The organism is Bacillus sp. ISL-57 (genome assembly GCF_018613135.1).
In the GTDB taxonomy this organism is placed as follows: Bacteria; Bacillota; Bacilli; order Bacillales; family DSM-1321; genus Peribacillus; species Peribacillus frigoritolerans.
On the sequence record NZ_JAGGQV010000014.1, the window covers coordinates 19,425 to 33,385 of the forward strand.

Below are 13,961 nucleotides of genomic sequence, written 5' to 3' on the forward strand. Positions count from 1 at the left end.
AGTTAAAAATTATTTTATTGTTCTTTTACAGTAACAAGATGAGCAACTTTGGTAATCATACCGCGAATCGCAGGGTTATCTTCTTGAACAACCGTTTGATGCATTTTGCGTAAACCCAAAGTGTTAACTGTAACACGTTGATCTTCAGGACGACCAATCAAGCTGCGAGTGAGGGTGATTTCTAATTTATTAGCCATAATTCGATTTCCCTCCTTATCCTAACAGTTCTTGTACTGATTTTCCACGTAACTTAGCTACGTCTTCAGCACGTTTCAATTGCTTCAATCCTTCAATTGTTGCGCGAACCATATTAATAGGTGTATTAGTACCTAGTGATTTAGACAAGATATCGCTAACTCCGCCTAATTCAAGTACCGCACGAACAGGACCACCAGCAATTACTCCTGTACCTTCAGAAGCTGGTTTCAATAGAATGTGACCTGCGCCATAGCGACCGTTCACAAGGTGAGGAATAGTAGTACCAACCATTGGTACAGTAATTAGATTTTTCTTAGCATCCTCAATAGCTTTACGGATAGCATCCGGAACTTCTTGAGCTTTACCAGTACCAAATCCAACATGACCATTTTTATCACCAACAACAACTAGTGCAGTGAAACGGAAACGACGTCCGCCTTTAACAACTTTAGCTACACGATTTACTGTAACTACGCGTTCTTCAAGTTCTAATTTATTAGGATCAATGCTACGCATCTGTTATGTCCCTCCTTATCCATTAAAATTCTAAGCCGTTTTCACGAGCAGCGTCAGCCAATGCTTTAACACGACCATGGAAGAGGTAACCACCGCGGTCAAAAACCACAGCTTTGAAACCTTTTTCAACAGCACGTTTCGCAATAAGTTCGCCAACTTTTTGAGCTGCTTCAGCATTGCTACCTGCTTCGATACCGATCTCTTTATCAAGAGTTGAAGCACTTGCCAATGTTACGCCTTTTGCATCGTCAATTAATTGTGCGTAAATGTGTTTGTTTGAACGAAACACATTTAAACGAGGACGAGCTTCTGTTCCAGAAAGCTTAGCACGTACACGCGCATGTCTTTTCTGACGAGTAGCATTTTTATCAAGCTTCGTAATCATTTACGTCACTCCTTTCGTTTACTTATGCGGCATTACTTACCAGTTTTACCTTCTTTACGACGAACGAATTCGCCTTCGTAACGGATACCTTTACCTTTATACGGTTCAGGCGGGCGAACATCACGGATATTAGCTGCTAGAGCTCCTACACGTTCTTTGCTTGCACCTTTGACGATTACTTTTGTATTAGAAGGAACTTCTACTTCAACGCCAGCTTCTGGCTCTATTTCTACAGGGTGGGAATATCCTACGTTAAGGATAAGCTTGTTACCTTGCTTTTGTGCACGGTACCCAACCCCAATAAGTTCAAGTGATTTTACGAAACCTGTTGATACACCTTCGATCATGTTAGAGATAAGCGCGCGAGTAGTACCGTGTAAAGAACGGTGAGTCTTCTCGTCAGACGGACGTGTAACAGTTAACACGTTCTCTTCAACAACGATTGAAAGGTCAGGACTGAATGATCTAGATAATTCACCTTTAGGTCCTTTAACAGTTACTTCACTTCCAGTAACAGTAACTGTTACGCCTGCAGGGATTTCAATAGGTTTTTTACCTATACGAGACATAATGTGCACCTCCATTCTTGTGAAAATGTATTACCAAACGTATGCTAAAACTTCTCCGCCAACTTGTTTAGAGCGAGCTTCTTTGTCTGTTAAAACTCCGTGAGAAGTAGAAACAATTGCGATACCTAAACCGTTAAGAACGCGTGGTACCTCTCCAGTTTTAGCATATACACGCAAACCAGGTTTGCTGATACGTTTTAGACCAGTGATAACACGTTCGTTGTTTGCACCGTATTTTAAGAAGATACGGATGATACCTTGTTTGTTGTCTTCGATTAATTCAAAGTCACGTACGAAGCCTTCACTTTTTAAGATCTCAGCAATTTCCTTTTTGATCTTTGAAGCAGGAACTTCCAGTTTTTCGTGACGAACCATATTCGCATTACGGATGCGAGTAAGCATATCTGCAATAGGATCTGTCATGACCATTATATTTTACCTCCTTCCCAAACTCGGGTTTTACCAGCTAGCTTTTTTAACGCCAGGAATTTGTCCTTTATATGCAAGTTCGCGGAAACAAATACGACAAAGTTTAAATTTACGTAATACAGAATGTGGACGTCCGCAACGTTCGCAACGTGTATATTCTTGTACTTTAAACTTCTGTTCGCGTTTTTGCTTTACGATCATAGACTTTTTAGCCACGATTTCGCCTCCCTTTATTTAGAGATTACTTTTGGAACGGCATTCCAACTTGAGTAAGTAGTTCACGAGCTTCTTCGTCAGTGTTGGCAGTCGTTACGATAACGATGTCCATACCACGAACTTTGCTCACTTTATCGTAATCAATCTCAGGGAAGATAAGTTGTTCTTTAACGCCTAATGTATAGTTTCCACGTCCGTCAAAGGATTTCTTTGAAACGCCACGGAAATCACGTACACGCGGTAAAGATACAGATACTAGCTTATCAAGGAATTGATACATACGCTCACCACGTAATGTAACTTTCGCTCCGATAGGCATACCTTCACGCAAACGGAAACCTGCGATTGATTTTTTTGCTTTTGTTATAACGGGTTTTTGACCAGTGATCAATGTAAGTTCTTCAACTGCTGTATCTAAAGCTTTCGAGTTAGAAACTGCGTCACCCACACCCATGTTAATAACGATTTTCTCAATGTTTGGTACTTGCATTACTGATTGATAGTTGAATTTACCCATCAATGATGGTGTAATTTCACTTTTGAATTTTTCTTTAAGGCGGCTCATTGCTTAGTGTACCTCCCTTCATTTATGACTTATTTATCTAAAGATTCACCTGATATTTTAGCTACGCGTACTTTTTTACCATTTTCGATCTTATATCCAACACGAGTCGGTTTACCTGATTTAGGATCAAGTGGCATTACATTGGATACGTGAATAGCAGCTTCTTTACTGATAATTCCACCTTGTGGATTAAGTTGAGATGGCTTTGAATGCTTTTTCACGATGTTAATTCCTTCAACAAGTACACGATTTTGTTTCGGATATGCAGAAAGAATTGTTCCTTGTTTGCCTTTGTCCTTACCAGAGATGACTACGACTTTGTCACCTTTTTTAACATGCATTAGCTTGGCACCTCCTTGAAAGGCTTTATACAAATTTTACATATTATAGAACTTCTGGAGCAAGAGAAACGATCTTCATGAAACTATTGTCACGTAATTCACGAGCAACAGGTCCAAAAATACGAGTTCCACGTGGGCTCTTATCGTCACGGATAATTACACATGCGTTTTCATCGAAACGAATGTAAGAACCGTCAGGACGACGCATACCACGTTTTGTACGGACAACAACAGCCTTAACGACTTCACCTTTTTTAACAACGCCTCCTGGTGTTGCCTGTTTAACTGTACAAACGATGATATCACCGATGTTTGCAGTCTTACGGCCTGAACCACCTAGGACTTTAATTGTTAGCACTTCACGAGCACCTGAATTGTCAGCGACTTTTAAACGAGATTCTTGTTGAATCATGTACGGTACCTCCCTTCGGAATTAGCTTAATCCGAACTAGATTAAATGATTACTGCTTTTTCTACTACTTCTACAAGACGGAAGCGTTTTGTAGCTGAAAGTGGACGAGTTTCCATGATACGTACTACGTCGCCTGCTTTAGCTTCGTTTAGCTCGTCATGAGCTTTAAACTTTTTAGAATATTTCACGCGTTTACCGTATAAAGAATGCTTTTTATAGGTCTCTACAACAACTGTAACTGTTTTATCCATTTTGTCGGATACTACGCGTCCAGTGTAGATTTTGCGTTGGTTGCGTTCGCTCATTCTGCAAACCTCCATTCATTATCGATTAGTGACACCGATTTCTCTTTGACGAACAACTGTTTTCATACGAGCAATCGATTTGCGAACTTCACGGATGCGAGCTGTATTTTCAAGTTGTCCAGTAGCTAACTGGAAACGAAGATTAAATAGTTCTTCTTTAAGAGATTTTAGTTTTTGTTCAATTTCAGCAGTGGTTAGATCTTTGATTTCATTAGCTTTCATTTGTTTCACCACCAATTTCCTCTCTTTTTACAAACTTGCATTTGATTGGAAGTTTGTGTGCTGCAAGGCGCAATGCTTCTCTTGCCACCTCTTCAGATACACCAGAGATTTCAAACATGACTTTGCCCGGTTTAACAACTGCTACCCATCCTTCAGGAGCACCTTTACCGGAACCCATCCGTACTTCAAGCGGCTTAGCTGTGTAAGGTTTGCTTGGGAAGATTTTGATCCAAACTTTACCTCCACGTTTCATATAACGAGTCATCGCAATACGAGCTGCTTCGATTTGGCGGTTCGTGATCCAGGAAGCTTCTTGAGCTTGAAGTCCAAATTCTCCGAAGTGAACTTCAGTGCCGCCCTTAGCCATCCCTCTCATCTTACCGCGGTGTTCACGACGGTATTTTACGCGTTTTGGCAATAACATATTATTTTCCTCCTTCCTCAGATTTCTTCTTAGTAGGAAGAACTTCTCCACGGTAGATCCAAACTTTCACGCCTAGCTTACCGTAAGTAGTATCTGCTTCAGCATGAGCATAGTCTATGTCTGCACGAAGTGTGTGAAGTGGAACTGTTCCTTCGCTGTAATGTTCAGCACGAGCAATATCAGCACCGCCAAGACGACCAGAAACTTGAGTTTTGATTCCTTTTGCTCCAGAACGCATAGTACGTTGGATAGCTTGCTTTTGAGCACGACGGAATGAAACACGGTTTTCTAATTGACGAGCGATGTTTTCTGCAACCAATTTTGCGTCAAGATCTGCTCTTTTAATTTCGATGATATTGATATGAACTCTTTTGCCAGTCAACTGGTTCAAAGCTTTACGAAGTGCTTCGACCTCAGTACCGCCTTTACCGATAACCATTCCTGGTTTAGCAGTGTGGACAGATACATTGATACGGTTAGCTGCACGCTCGATTTCAACTTTTGAAACAGAAGCATCATTTAGACGTTTCGCGATATATTCACGAACTTTGATGTCTTCATGCAAAAGAACTGCGTAGTCTTTATCAGCGTACCATTTGGATTCCCAGTCACGGATTATCCCGATACGCATACCGATTGGATTTACCTTTTGACCCACAGATTACCCCTCCTTCTTTTCTGATACAACGATTGTAATATGACTAGTACGTTTGTTAATTGCACTCGCACGACCTTGAGCGCGAGGACGGAAACGTTTTAATGTTGGTCCTTCATTAACGTATGCTTCTGAAACGACTAGGTTATTAATATCCATTTCGTAGTTATGTTCTGCATTTGCGATAGCAGATTTCAGAATTTTTTCTACGACTGGAGAAGCAGATTTTGGTGTTAAGCGAAGAATCGCCACTGCTTCACCTACTTGTTTTCCTCGAATTAAATCTGCGACTAAACGCACTTTACGAGGAGCAATACGAACTGTTTTAGCGACAGCTTTAGCTTGCATGAGATGCCCTCCTCTCATTAACGTCTTGTTTTCTTGTCATCACTTGCGTGACCTTTATAAGTGCGTGTAGGCGCGAATTCGCCTAGTTTGTGACCTACCATATCTTCTGTTACATAAACCGGCACGTGCTTACGACCGTCATAAACGGCGATTGTGTGTCCGATGAATTGCGGGAAGATTGTTGAGCGACGAGACCAAGTTTTTACTACCTGTTTCTTGTCAGCTTCATTTAATTTTTCAACTTTTACCAATAAATGATCATCAACAAAAGGTCCTTTTTTTAAGCTACGACCCATGCGAGTACCTCCCTTCGTGACTGTTCTACGGTTCTATTTATGAACCGTAGCTCAATCCCGTTATTTTTTACGACGACGTACGATAAATTTATCGGATTTATTTTTCTTCTTACGAGTTTTGAATCCAAGAGTAGGTTTACCCCATGGAGACATTGGTGATTTACGTCCGATTGGCGCTTTACCTTCACCACCACCGTGTGGGTGATCATTCGGGTTCATTACAGATCCACGAACTGTTGGGCGTTTACCTAACCAACGGTTACGGCCAGCTTTACCAATGTTGATAAGTTCATGTTGTTCATTACCGACTTGACCGATTGAAGCACGGCAAGTAGCAAGAATCATACGAACCTCACCTGAGTTTAAACGTACAAGTACATAACGGCCTTCTTTACCAAGTACTTGAGCAGATGTACCTGCTGAACGGACTAATTGTCCACCTTTTCCTGGTTTAAGCTCGATGTTATGAATTACTGTACCAACTGGGATGTTAATTAGAGGTAGTGCGTTACCCACTTTGATGTCAGCTTCTGGACCTGACATAACTTCCAAACCTACTTCTAGGTTTTTCGGAGCTAGGATATAACGTTTTTCTCCATCAACGTAATTAATTAATGCAATGTTTGCAGAACGATTTGGATCGTACTCAATAGTAGCAACGCGTCCTGGTATACCATCTTTATTCCGTTTGAAATCGATGATACGGTATTGACGCTTGTGGCCGCCACCTTGATGACGAACTGTTAACTTACCTTGGTTATTACGGCCGCCTTTGCTGTGTAAAGGAGCAAGTAATGATTTTTCCGGTTTGTCTGTAGTGATCTCAGCAAAATCGGAAGTTGTCATATTACGTCGACCGTTAGAGGTAGGTTTATACTTCTTAATCGCCATTTGTATTTCCCTCCTTCTCTAATGAATTAAGCCTCGAATAGCTCGATTTCTTTGCTGTCAGCAGTTAATTTAACAATAGCTTTACGGCGCTTGTTAGTATAGCCTGCATGTTTGCCCATGCGTTTGAATTTACCTTTGTAGTTCATGATGTTTACTTTCTCAACTTTAACGCCGAAAATTTCTTGAACAGCATCTTTAACTTGAGTTTTATTAGCTCTAACATCAACTTCAAAAGTATATTTCTTTTCAGCCATTATGTCTGAAGAGCGTTCAGTGATTACGGGGCGCTTAATGATATCGCGTGCATCCATTATGCAAGCACCTCCTCTACTTTTTCGACAGCTGATTTAGTCAAGATCAATTTGTTGTGTGAAACAACATCAAGAACATTAAGACCATCAGCTTCAACTACAGTAACACCAGGGATGTTACGTGCAGAAAGAGCAACTTTCTCATCTAAACCGTCAGTAACGACTAACGTTTTAGTATCTACAGAAAGGTTTTTAAGTACCGCTACAAACTCTTTTGTTTTTGGAGCTTCGAAAGACAAGCTTTCAAGTACCAAAATGTTCTCTTCCAATGCCTTTGCAGACAATGCAGATTTAATAGCTAAACGACGTACCTTTTTAGGTAGCTTGTAAGCGTAAGATCTTGGAGTTGGTCCAAAAACAACGCCACCGCCACGCCATTGTGGAGAACGGATAGAACCTTGACGCGCACGTCCAGTTCCTTTTTGTTTCCAAGGTTTACGTCCACCGCCTGCAACTTCAGAACGGTTTTTAACTTTATGAGTTCCTTGACGTAAGGAAGCTCGTTGCATGATGATTGCTTCAAATAATACGTGATTATTAGGTTCGATACCAAAGATGGATTCATTTAGTTCGATGTCGCCAACTTGTGAACCTGTTTGGTTGAACAATGTAACTTTTGGCATTCTATTGCTCCTCCTTTCTCAGAAATTACTTTGCTTTAACAGCAGATTTAACTTTGATCAATGCTTTTCTAGCACCAGGTACATTACCTTTGATCAATAGTAGGTTACGTTCAACATCAACTTTAACGATAGCTAAGTTTTGAACAGTGATTTGATCTCCACCCATACGTCCTGGTAAAAGTTTACCTTTGAATACGCGGTTTGGAGCTACAGGACCCATTGAACCTGGGCGACGGTGGTAACGAGAACCATGAGACATAGGTCCGCGAGATTGTCCATGACGCTTGATAGAGCCTTGGAAACCTTTACCTTTTGAAATTCCTGATACATCTACTAAATCGCCTTCAGCGAAAATACTAACATTGACTTCTTGACCGATCTCATATTCAGTAAGATCCGTTCCGCGGAATTCGCGAATGAAGCGCTTAGGAGTAGTATTTGCTTTTTCAACATGGCCCTTTTCAGGTTTGTTAGAAAGCTTTTCACGTTTGTTTTCAAAACCAACTTGAACTGCTTCATAGCCATCAGTTTCAACAGTTTTCTTTTGAAGAACCACGTTATTAGCAGCTTCGATAACTGTTACCGGAATAAGTTCACCGTTTTCAGCAAAAACTTGAGTCATACCGATTTTTCTTCCTAAGATTCCTTTGGTCATAAGTCACACCTCCTAGAGTAATTGTTCATATTTATATGAATTATAATTTGATTTCAATGTCAACGCCTGACGGTAAATCTAAACGCATCAATGAATCAACTGTTTGTGGAGTTGGATTAACGATGTCGATTAGACGTTTATGCGTACGCATTTCGAATTGTTCGCGAGAATCTTTGTATTTATGAACCGCACGTAGGATCGTGTAAACCGATCTTTCAGTAGGTAATGGAATCGGACCAGATACAGCCGCACCAGAACGTTTTGCAGTTTCAACAATTTTCTCAGCAGATTGATCAAGGATTCTGTGATCATATGCTTTTAAACGGATACGAATTTTTTGTTTTGCCATAATTTTCCCTCCTTTTCGCCTATTTTAAAATAGACCTTCTCAATGGAAATTTCCCACACACTCGCCATGGCAAAGCGGCCGGGTGTGTCAGCAACCTTCCATATCATCGCAGTCAAAGACCAACATTGTCTATTATACATATAACACAAGTGAAATGCAAGTCAAACTTAGATTTTTTCTTGTGCAACACACTTTTATTATTATACATACTATCACAAGTATTTACAAGTACATTCTACGCGGTCTTTCGTATCCATTTTCTTCATTTGAAATTATCAAGAAACCCATTAAATAAACTCCAGTTATTATAGAAGAAAGAATGAATATTCTTTACAAAAAGAAAAGAAGCAGATGGCGTCCCATCTGCTTCTTCCGGAAGGCGTCCCTTCCAATATTGTTTTATCAATCAATTATTCTTGGATTGTAGCAACTACGCCAGCGCCTACAGTACGTCCACCCTCACGGATAGAGAATTTAGTACCTTCTTCGATAGCGATTGGAGCGATAAGTTCTACAGTCATTTCGATGTTGTCTCCAGGCATAACCATTTCTACGCCTTCAGGAAGGTTACAAATACCAGTTACGTCAGTTGTACGGAAGTAGAACTGAGGACGGTAGTTTGTAAAGAATGGAGTGTGACGTCCACCTTCTTCTTTAGAAAGAACATAAACTTCAGCTTTGAACTTTGTGTGTGGAGTGATAGTGCTTGGTTTAGCAAGAACTTGTCCACGTTGGATATCTTCACGGGATACACCACGAAGAAGTGCACCGATGTTGTCACCAGCTTCAGCATAGTCAAGAAGTTTACGGAACATTTCAACACCAGTTACAGTTGTTGGTTTAGACTCTTCGTTGAAACCGATGATGTCAACAACGTCACCGACTTTAACTTGTCCACGCTCAACACGACCAGTTGCAACTGTTCCACGACCAGTGATTGAGAATACATCCTCAACTGGCATCATGAATGGCTTGTCAGTGTCACGAGTTGGTTCTGGGATGTACTCGTCAACAGCTGTCATTAATTCATGAATTTTTTCTTCCCAAGCAGCTTCTCCTTGAAGAGCTTTTAGGGCAGATCCTTTGATAACTGGAATGTCATCGCCAGGGAATTCGTATTCAGATAGTAGATCACGGATTTCCATTTCTACTAATTCAAGAAGTTCTTCGTCATCTACCATGTCGCATTTGTTCATGAATACTACTAGGTATGGTACACCTACTTGACGAGAAAGAAGGATGTGCTCACGAGTTTGTGGCATTGGGCCATCAGCAGCAGATACTACTAGGATTCCGCCGTCCATTTGTGCAGCACCTGTGATCATGTTTTTAACATAGTCAGCATGTCCTGGGCAGTCAACGTGTGCATAGTGACGAGTAGCTGTTTCGTACTCAACGTGTGCAGTAGAGATTGTGATACCACGTTCTCTTTCTTCTGGAGCACCATCAATTTGGTCATAAGCGCGAGCTTCAGCTCCACCAGATTTAGCAAGTACAGTTGTGATTGCAGCAGTTAGAGTTGTTTTACCATGGTCAACGTGACCAATTGTTCCAACGTTAACGTGCGGTTTTGAACGATCAAATTTAGCTTTTCCCATTAGGAATTCCTCCTTAAAATTATAAATAAAAAATTAAGTATATAGGGGCTGTGAAAGAAGACTAATTCTTCCATCACAGCTTACATAAGATAGTTATACTTTAATAAGAGATGAAAATCAATTATTCACCTTTATTTTTTTTGATGATTTCTTCAGAAATGCTCTTAGGTACTTCTTCATAATGATCGAAGTGCATAGAGAATGTTCCGCGTCCTTGAGTGTTAGAACGTAAAGATGTAGCATATCCGAACATTTCAGATAGTGGAACCATCGCTTTAACCATTTGCGTGTTGCCGCGAGCTTCCATACCTTCTACACGACCACGACGAGATGTGATATCTCCCATGATGTCGCCTAGGTAATCTTCTGGAATAACTACTTCCACTTTCATGATCGGTTCAAGGATGACAGGACTACATTTAGATGCCGCATTTTTAAGTGCCATAGATGCAGCGATTTTAAATGCCATTTCATTGGAGTCAACGTCATGGTAAGATCCGTCGAATAATTTAGCTTTGATGTCGACTAGCGGGTAACCAGCAAGTACACCACGGTCAAGTGAATCAACTAATCCAGCTTGTACAGCAGGGATATATTCACGTGGTACTACACCACCGACGATAGCATTTTCAAATTCGAATCCTTTACCTTCTTCGTTTGGACCAAATTCGATCCATACGTGTCCGAATTGTCCACGACCACCAGATTGGCGAACGAATTTACCTTCAACTTTAGCTGAACCACGGAAAGTTTCACGGTATGCTACTTGAGGAGCACCAACGTTTGCTTCCACTTTGAATTCGCGACGCATACGGTCAACAAGGATGTCCAAGTGAAGTTCACCCATACCAGCGATGATCGTTTGACCAGTTTCTTGGTCAGTATGCGCACGGAATGTTGGATCTTCATCTTGAAGCTTTTGTAAAGCTTGAGACATTTTGTCTTGGTCTGCTTTTGATTTCGGCTCAACTGATAGAGAGATAACTGGCTCTGGGAATACCATGGACTCAAGAATTACTTGGTTCTTGTCATCACATAGAGTATCTCCAGTTGTAGTATCTTTCAAACCAACGGCTGCTGCTATATCTCCTGCATATACAGTAGAAATTTCTTCACGGCTGTTTGCGTGCATTTGAAGGATACGTCCAATACGCTCACGTTTTCCTTTAGTTGAGTTGATTACATAAGATCCTGATTCTAGTGTACCAGAGTACACACGGAAGAATGTAAGTTTACCAACGTAAGGGTCAGTCATAACTTTAAACGCTAAAGCAGAGAACGGTTCAGAATCATCTGAATGACGTTCAACTTCATCTTCTGAATCCGGTAATGTACCTTTGATAGCTGGTACATCCAATGGAGAAGGAAGGAAGTCGATAACGTTATCAAGCATTAATTGAACACCTTTGTTTTTGAAAGCCGATCCGCAGATAACTGGGAAGAATTCAACATTAACGGTTGCTGTACGGATGGCTGCTTTTAATTCAGCAATGCTGATTTCTTCGCCGCCAAGGTATTTTTCCATTAAGTCTTCATTAACTTCTGCTACTGCTTCAATTAACTTTTCACGGTATTCTTCAGCTAATTCCCGGTGTTCTTCAGGAATTTCACCGATAGTGATATCAGTTCCTAGGTCATTACCGTAGAAATGAGTTTTCATTTCAATTAGGTCAATGATTGCAGAGAATTGATCCTCTGCTCCGATTGGTAACTGAACTGGGTGAGCGTTAGCTTGTAAACGATCGTGGATAGTTCCAACTGAATACAAGAAGTCTGCACCGATTTTGTCCATTTTATTTACGAATACGACACGTGGTACACCGTAAGTTGTAGCTTGGCGCCAAACCGTTTCAGTTTGAGGCTCAACACCTGATTGGGCATCAAGTACAGCTACAGCTCCATCAAGTACGCGCAAAGAACGTTCAACTTCAACTGTGAAGTCTACGTGTCCTGGTGTATCGATGATGTTTACACGGTGACCTTTCCACTGCGCAGTTGTTGCAGCGGAAGTGATCGTGATTCCGCGTTCTTGTTCCTGTTCCATCCAGTCCATTTGTGAAGCACCTTCGTGCGTTTCACCAATTTTGTGAATTTTACCAGTGTAATATAGAACACGTTCTGTTGTTGTCGTTTTACCAGCATCGATGTGAGCCATGATACCGATATTACGAGTGTTTGCTAAGGAGAACTCTCTTGCCATTTGTCTTTCTCCTTCCTTCTATAAGGATTTTATAGTGATTAATCTTACCAGCGATAATGAGCGAAAGCTTTGTTGGCTTCAGCCATTTTGTGTGTATCTTCACGTTTCTTAACTGCTGCTCCAGTATTGTTGGCAGCATCCATGATTTCATAAGCTAAACGCTCTTCCATCGTTTTTTCTCCACGAAGGCGAGAGTAGTTTACTAACCAACGAAGTCCTAGAGTCGATTTACGGTCTGGACGCACCTCAACTGGTACTTGGTAGTTAGCTCCACCCACACGGCGTGCTTTTACTTCTAGTACAGGCATGATGTTTTTAAGTGCTTGATCGAAAACTTCGATCGGCTCATTGCCAGTACGTTCTTTGATTAAATCAAATGCAGAGTAAAGAATTTTTTGTGATTTACCTCTTTGTCCATCAACCATTAATTTGTTGATTAAGCGAGTCACAAGTTTTGAATTATATATTGGATCTGGTAATACGTCTCTTTTCGTTACAGGTCCTTTACGAGGCATTATATTTCCTCCTTTCAAGAAAGTTCAATTTTGGTTTTAGATTATTTTTTTGCTGCTTTCGGACGCTTAGTACCGTATTTAGAACGGCCTTGCATACGATTGTTAACTCCAGCTGTATCAAGAGCACCACGTACGATATGGTAACGTACCCCTGGTAAATCTTTTACACGTCCGCCACGGATAAGAACCACGCTGTGTTCTTGTAGGTTGTGACCGATACCTGGGATATAAGCTGTTACCTCGATACCGTTTGTTAAACGTACACGCGCATATTTACGTAACGCGGAGTTTGGTTTTTTCGGTGTCATAGTACCCACACGAGTGCAAACACCACGTTTTTGCGGAGATGATACGTTAGTTTGTGCTTTTTTAAAGCTGTTGTAGCCTTTGTTAAGTGCTGGAGATTTTGAATTAACCTCTTTAGACTCGCGTCCTTTACGCACTAATTGATTAATAGTAGGCATTACATTTTTCCTCCCTTCACGTTTTCATTTCTAGTACCACACATCCAGGTGGTTCATAAATGGGTAAAAACAAAGTCTTTGCAAATATTATTGCAAAAACATTTTTACTTTTTAATGGCAACAGTTGCTGCTCCGACATCAATACCACATGCTTTGCCAAGCATTCTCATCGAATCAACATATGTGATAGGAACATCCAATTCTTTGGCGGTCTCAACGACACGCCCAGTCAAGTATATATCTGCATCATCAGCGATGATAACTTCTTGAATTAAATTGTTTTTAAGAGCTCTAACTGCTTGCTTCGTCCCTATAATCACTGACTTTGCCTGTATTACTTTTTCATAAGACATGGTCCATATCCTCCAAAGTTACAGGGTAACATAGGAGCACCTTTGCTATAGTATCATTATAAGTCGGATACTGTCAACTTCTTTCAAAAAAATAATTCAAGCAAAAGGTTTTCCTTACATA

General features: G+C 40.8%; 25 protein-coding genes. All 25 read right to left on the reverse strand.

The features are described 5' to 3' along the window. Positions 1 to 14: 14 nt before the first annotated feature. The 25 genes from rpmD to J7I90_RS19125 all read right to left on the reverse strand — a co-directional run bounded on the left by rpmD (position 15) and on the right by J7I90_RS19125 (position 13,840). Positions 15 to 197: a 50S ribosomal protein L30 gene (rpmD, locus tag J7I90_RS19005; RefSeq protein WP_034304984.1), complete on the reverse strand. Its 183-nt coding sequence runs from the start codon at positions 195 to 197 to the stop codon at positions 15 to 17. Between the two features lie 16 nt (positions 198 to 213). Beyond that, positions 214 to 714: a 30S ribosomal protein S5 gene (gene rpsE / locus J7I90_RS19010; protein ID WP_034304987.1), complete on the reverse strand. Its 501-nt coding sequence runs from the start codon at positions 712 to 714 to the stop codon at positions 214 to 216. 22 nt (positions 715 to 736) lie between these two features. Then, on the reverse strand, positions 737 to 1,099 hold the full coding sequence (rplR, locus tag J7I90_RS19015; RefSeq protein WP_034304989.1) for a 50S ribosomal protein L18: 363 nt from the start codon (positions 1,097 to 1,099) through the stop codon (positions 737 to 739). Between the two features lie 32 nt (positions 1,100 to 1,131). Continuing rightward, a complete protein-coding gene (gene rplF, locus J7I90_RS19020; protein WP_048677892.1) occupies positions 1,132 to 1,668 on the reverse strand; it encodes a 50S ribosomal protein L6 in 537 nt (178 codons plus the stop codon). Between the two features lie 30 nt (positions 1,669 to 1,698). After that, the gene (gene rpsH / locus J7I90_RS19025; RefSeq protein WP_034304995.1) at positions 1,699 to 2,097 is read right to left on the reverse strand and encodes a 30S ribosomal protein S8; all 399 of its coding nucleotides are present in this window, start codon (positions 2,095 to 2,097) and stop codon (positions 1,699 to 1,701) included. Positions 2,098 to 2,127: 30 nt separating this feature from the next. Then, complete coding sequence (locus J7I90_RS19030; RefSeq protein ID WP_034304998.1) at positions 2,128 to 2,313, reverse strand: type Z 30S ribosomal protein S14; 186 nt, start codon at positions 2,311 to 2,313, stop codon at positions 2,128 to 2,130. A 25-nt stretch (positions 2,314 to 2,338) separates the two neighbouring features. Beyond that, positions 2,339 to 2,878 carry a 50S ribosomal protein L5 gene (rplE, locus tag J7I90_RS19035; protein ID WP_048677889.1) on the reverse strand — a complete coding sequence of 180 codons (540 nt, stop codon included), beginning with the start codon at positions 2,876 to 2,878 and terminating at the stop codon, positions 2,339 to 2,341. A 29-nt stretch (positions 2,879 to 2,907) separates the two neighbouring features. Further along, a complete protein-coding gene (gene rplX, locus J7I90_RS19040; RefSeq protein ID WP_034305002.1) occupies positions 2,908 to 3,219 on the reverse strand; it encodes a 50S ribosomal protein L24 in 312 nt (103 codons plus the stop codon). A 43-nt stretch (positions 3,220 to 3,262) separates the two neighbouring features. Then, the gene (gene rplN / locus J7I90_RS19045) at positions 3,263 to 3,631 is read right to left on the reverse strand and encodes a 50S ribosomal protein L14 (RefSeq protein ID WP_034305005.1); all 369 of its coding nucleotides are present in this window, start codon (positions 3,629 to 3,631) and stop codon (positions 3,263 to 3,265) included. A gap of 41 nt (positions 3,632 to 3,672) precedes the next feature. After that, positions 3,673 to 3,936 (reverse strand): 30S ribosomal protein S17, encoded by a 264-nt coding sequence (gene rpsQ / locus J7I90_RS19050; RefSeq protein ID WP_048677887.1) that lies wholly within the window; start codon positions 3,934 to 3,936, stop codon positions 3,673 to 3,675. 18 nt (positions 3,937 to 3,954) lie between these two features. Further along, complete coding sequence (gene rpmC, locus J7I90_RS19055; protein ID WP_034305010.1) at positions 3,955 to 4,158, reverse strand: 50S ribosomal protein L29; 204 nt, start codon at positions 4,156 to 4,158, stop codon at positions 3,955 to 3,957. Next, a complete protein-coding gene (gene rplP, locus J7I90_RS19060) occupies positions 4,148 to 4,582 on the reverse strand; it encodes a 50S ribosomal protein L16 (protein WP_034305012.1) in 435 nt (144 codons plus the stop codon). The genes rpmC and rplP overlap by 11 nt, the downstream gene beginning before the upstream one ends. A gap of 1 nt (position 4,583) precedes the next feature. Next, positions 4,584 to 5,240, reverse strand: a complete 657-nt coding sequence (rpsC, locus tag J7I90_RS19065) for a 30S ribosomal protein S3 (protein WP_034305014.1) — start codon at positions 5,238 to 5,240, stop codon at positions 4,584 to 4,586. 3 nt (positions 5,241 to 5,243) lie between these two features. Continuing rightward, entirely contained in the window at positions 5,244 to 5,585 is a 342-nt protein-coding gene (gene rplV, locus J7I90_RS19070; RefSeq protein WP_034305017.1) for a 50S ribosomal protein L22, read from the reverse strand. A 17-nt stretch (positions 5,586 to 5,602) separates the two neighbouring features. Then, a complete protein-coding gene (rpsS, locus tag J7I90_RS19075) occupies positions 5,603 to 5,881 on the reverse strand; it encodes a 30S ribosomal protein S19 (protein ID WP_034305018.1) in 279 nt (92 codons plus the stop codon). Positions 5,882 to 5,941: 60 nt separating this feature from the next. Then, on the reverse strand, positions 5,942 to 6,772 hold the full coding sequence (gene rplB / locus J7I90_RS19080; RefSeq protein WP_034305021.1) for a 50S ribosomal protein L2: 831 nt from the start codon (positions 6,770 to 6,772) through the stop codon (positions 5,942 to 5,944). Positions 6,773 to 6,798: 26 nt separating this feature from the next. Further along, entirely contained in the window at positions 6,799 to 7,086 is a 288-nt protein-coding gene (gene rplW, locus J7I90_RS19085) for a 50S ribosomal protein L23 (protein WP_170946989.1), read from the reverse strand. Next, positions 7,083 to 7,706 (reverse strand): 50S ribosomal protein L4, encoded by a 624-nt coding sequence (gene rplD, locus J7I90_RS19090; RefSeq protein ID WP_034305025.1) that lies wholly within the window; start codon positions 7,704 to 7,706, stop codon positions 7,083 to 7,085. Before rplD ends, rplW begins: the two co-directional genes overlap by 4 nt. Before the next feature lie 25 nt (positions 7,707 to 7,731). After that, a complete protein-coding gene (gene rplC / locus J7I90_RS19095) occupies positions 7,732 to 8,361 on the reverse strand; it encodes a 50S ribosomal protein L3 (RefSeq protein WP_048677885.1) in 630 nt (209 codons plus the stop codon). Positions 8,362 to 8,401: 40 nt separating this feature from the next. Continuing rightward, a complete protein-coding gene (gene rpsJ / locus J7I90_RS19100; RefSeq protein WP_019244375.1) occupies positions 8,402 to 8,710 on the reverse strand; it encodes a 30S ribosomal protein S10 in 309 nt (102 codons plus the stop codon). Between the two features lie 410 nt (positions 8,711 to 9,120). After that, entirely contained in the window at positions 9,121 to 10,308 is a 1,188-nt protein-coding gene (gene tuf / locus J7I90_RS19105; protein ID WP_054398381.1) for an elongation factor Tu, read from the reverse strand. 121 nt (positions 10,309 to 10,429) lie between these two features. Then, positions 10,430 to 12,508 (reverse strand): elongation factor G, encoded by a 2,079-nt coding sequence (gene fusA, locus J7I90_RS19110; protein WP_048677880.1) that lies wholly within the window; start codon positions 12,506 to 12,508, stop codon positions 10,430 to 10,432. 44 nt (positions 12,509 to 12,552) lie between these two features. Further along, a complete protein-coding gene (gene rpsG / locus J7I90_RS19115; RefSeq protein ID WP_048677878.1) occupies positions 12,553 to 13,023 on the reverse strand; it encodes a 30S ribosomal protein S7 in 471 nt (156 codons plus the stop codon). Between the two features lie 41 nt (positions 13,024 to 13,064). Then, positions 13,065 to 13,487 carry a 30S ribosomal protein S12 gene (gene rpsL / locus J7I90_RS19120; protein WP_034305038.1) on the reverse strand — a complete coding sequence of 141 codons (423 nt, stop codon included), beginning with the start codon at positions 13,485 to 13,487 and terminating at the stop codon, positions 13,065 to 13,067. A 104-nt stretch (positions 13,488 to 13,591) separates the two neighbouring features. Next, positions 13,592 to 13,840, reverse strand: a complete 249-nt coding sequence (locus tag J7I90_RS19125; protein WP_034305040.1) for a 50S ribosomal protein L7ae-like protein — start codon at positions 13,838 to 13,840, stop codon at positions 13,592 to 13,594. Positions 13,841 to 13,961 lie beyond the last annotated feature (121 nt).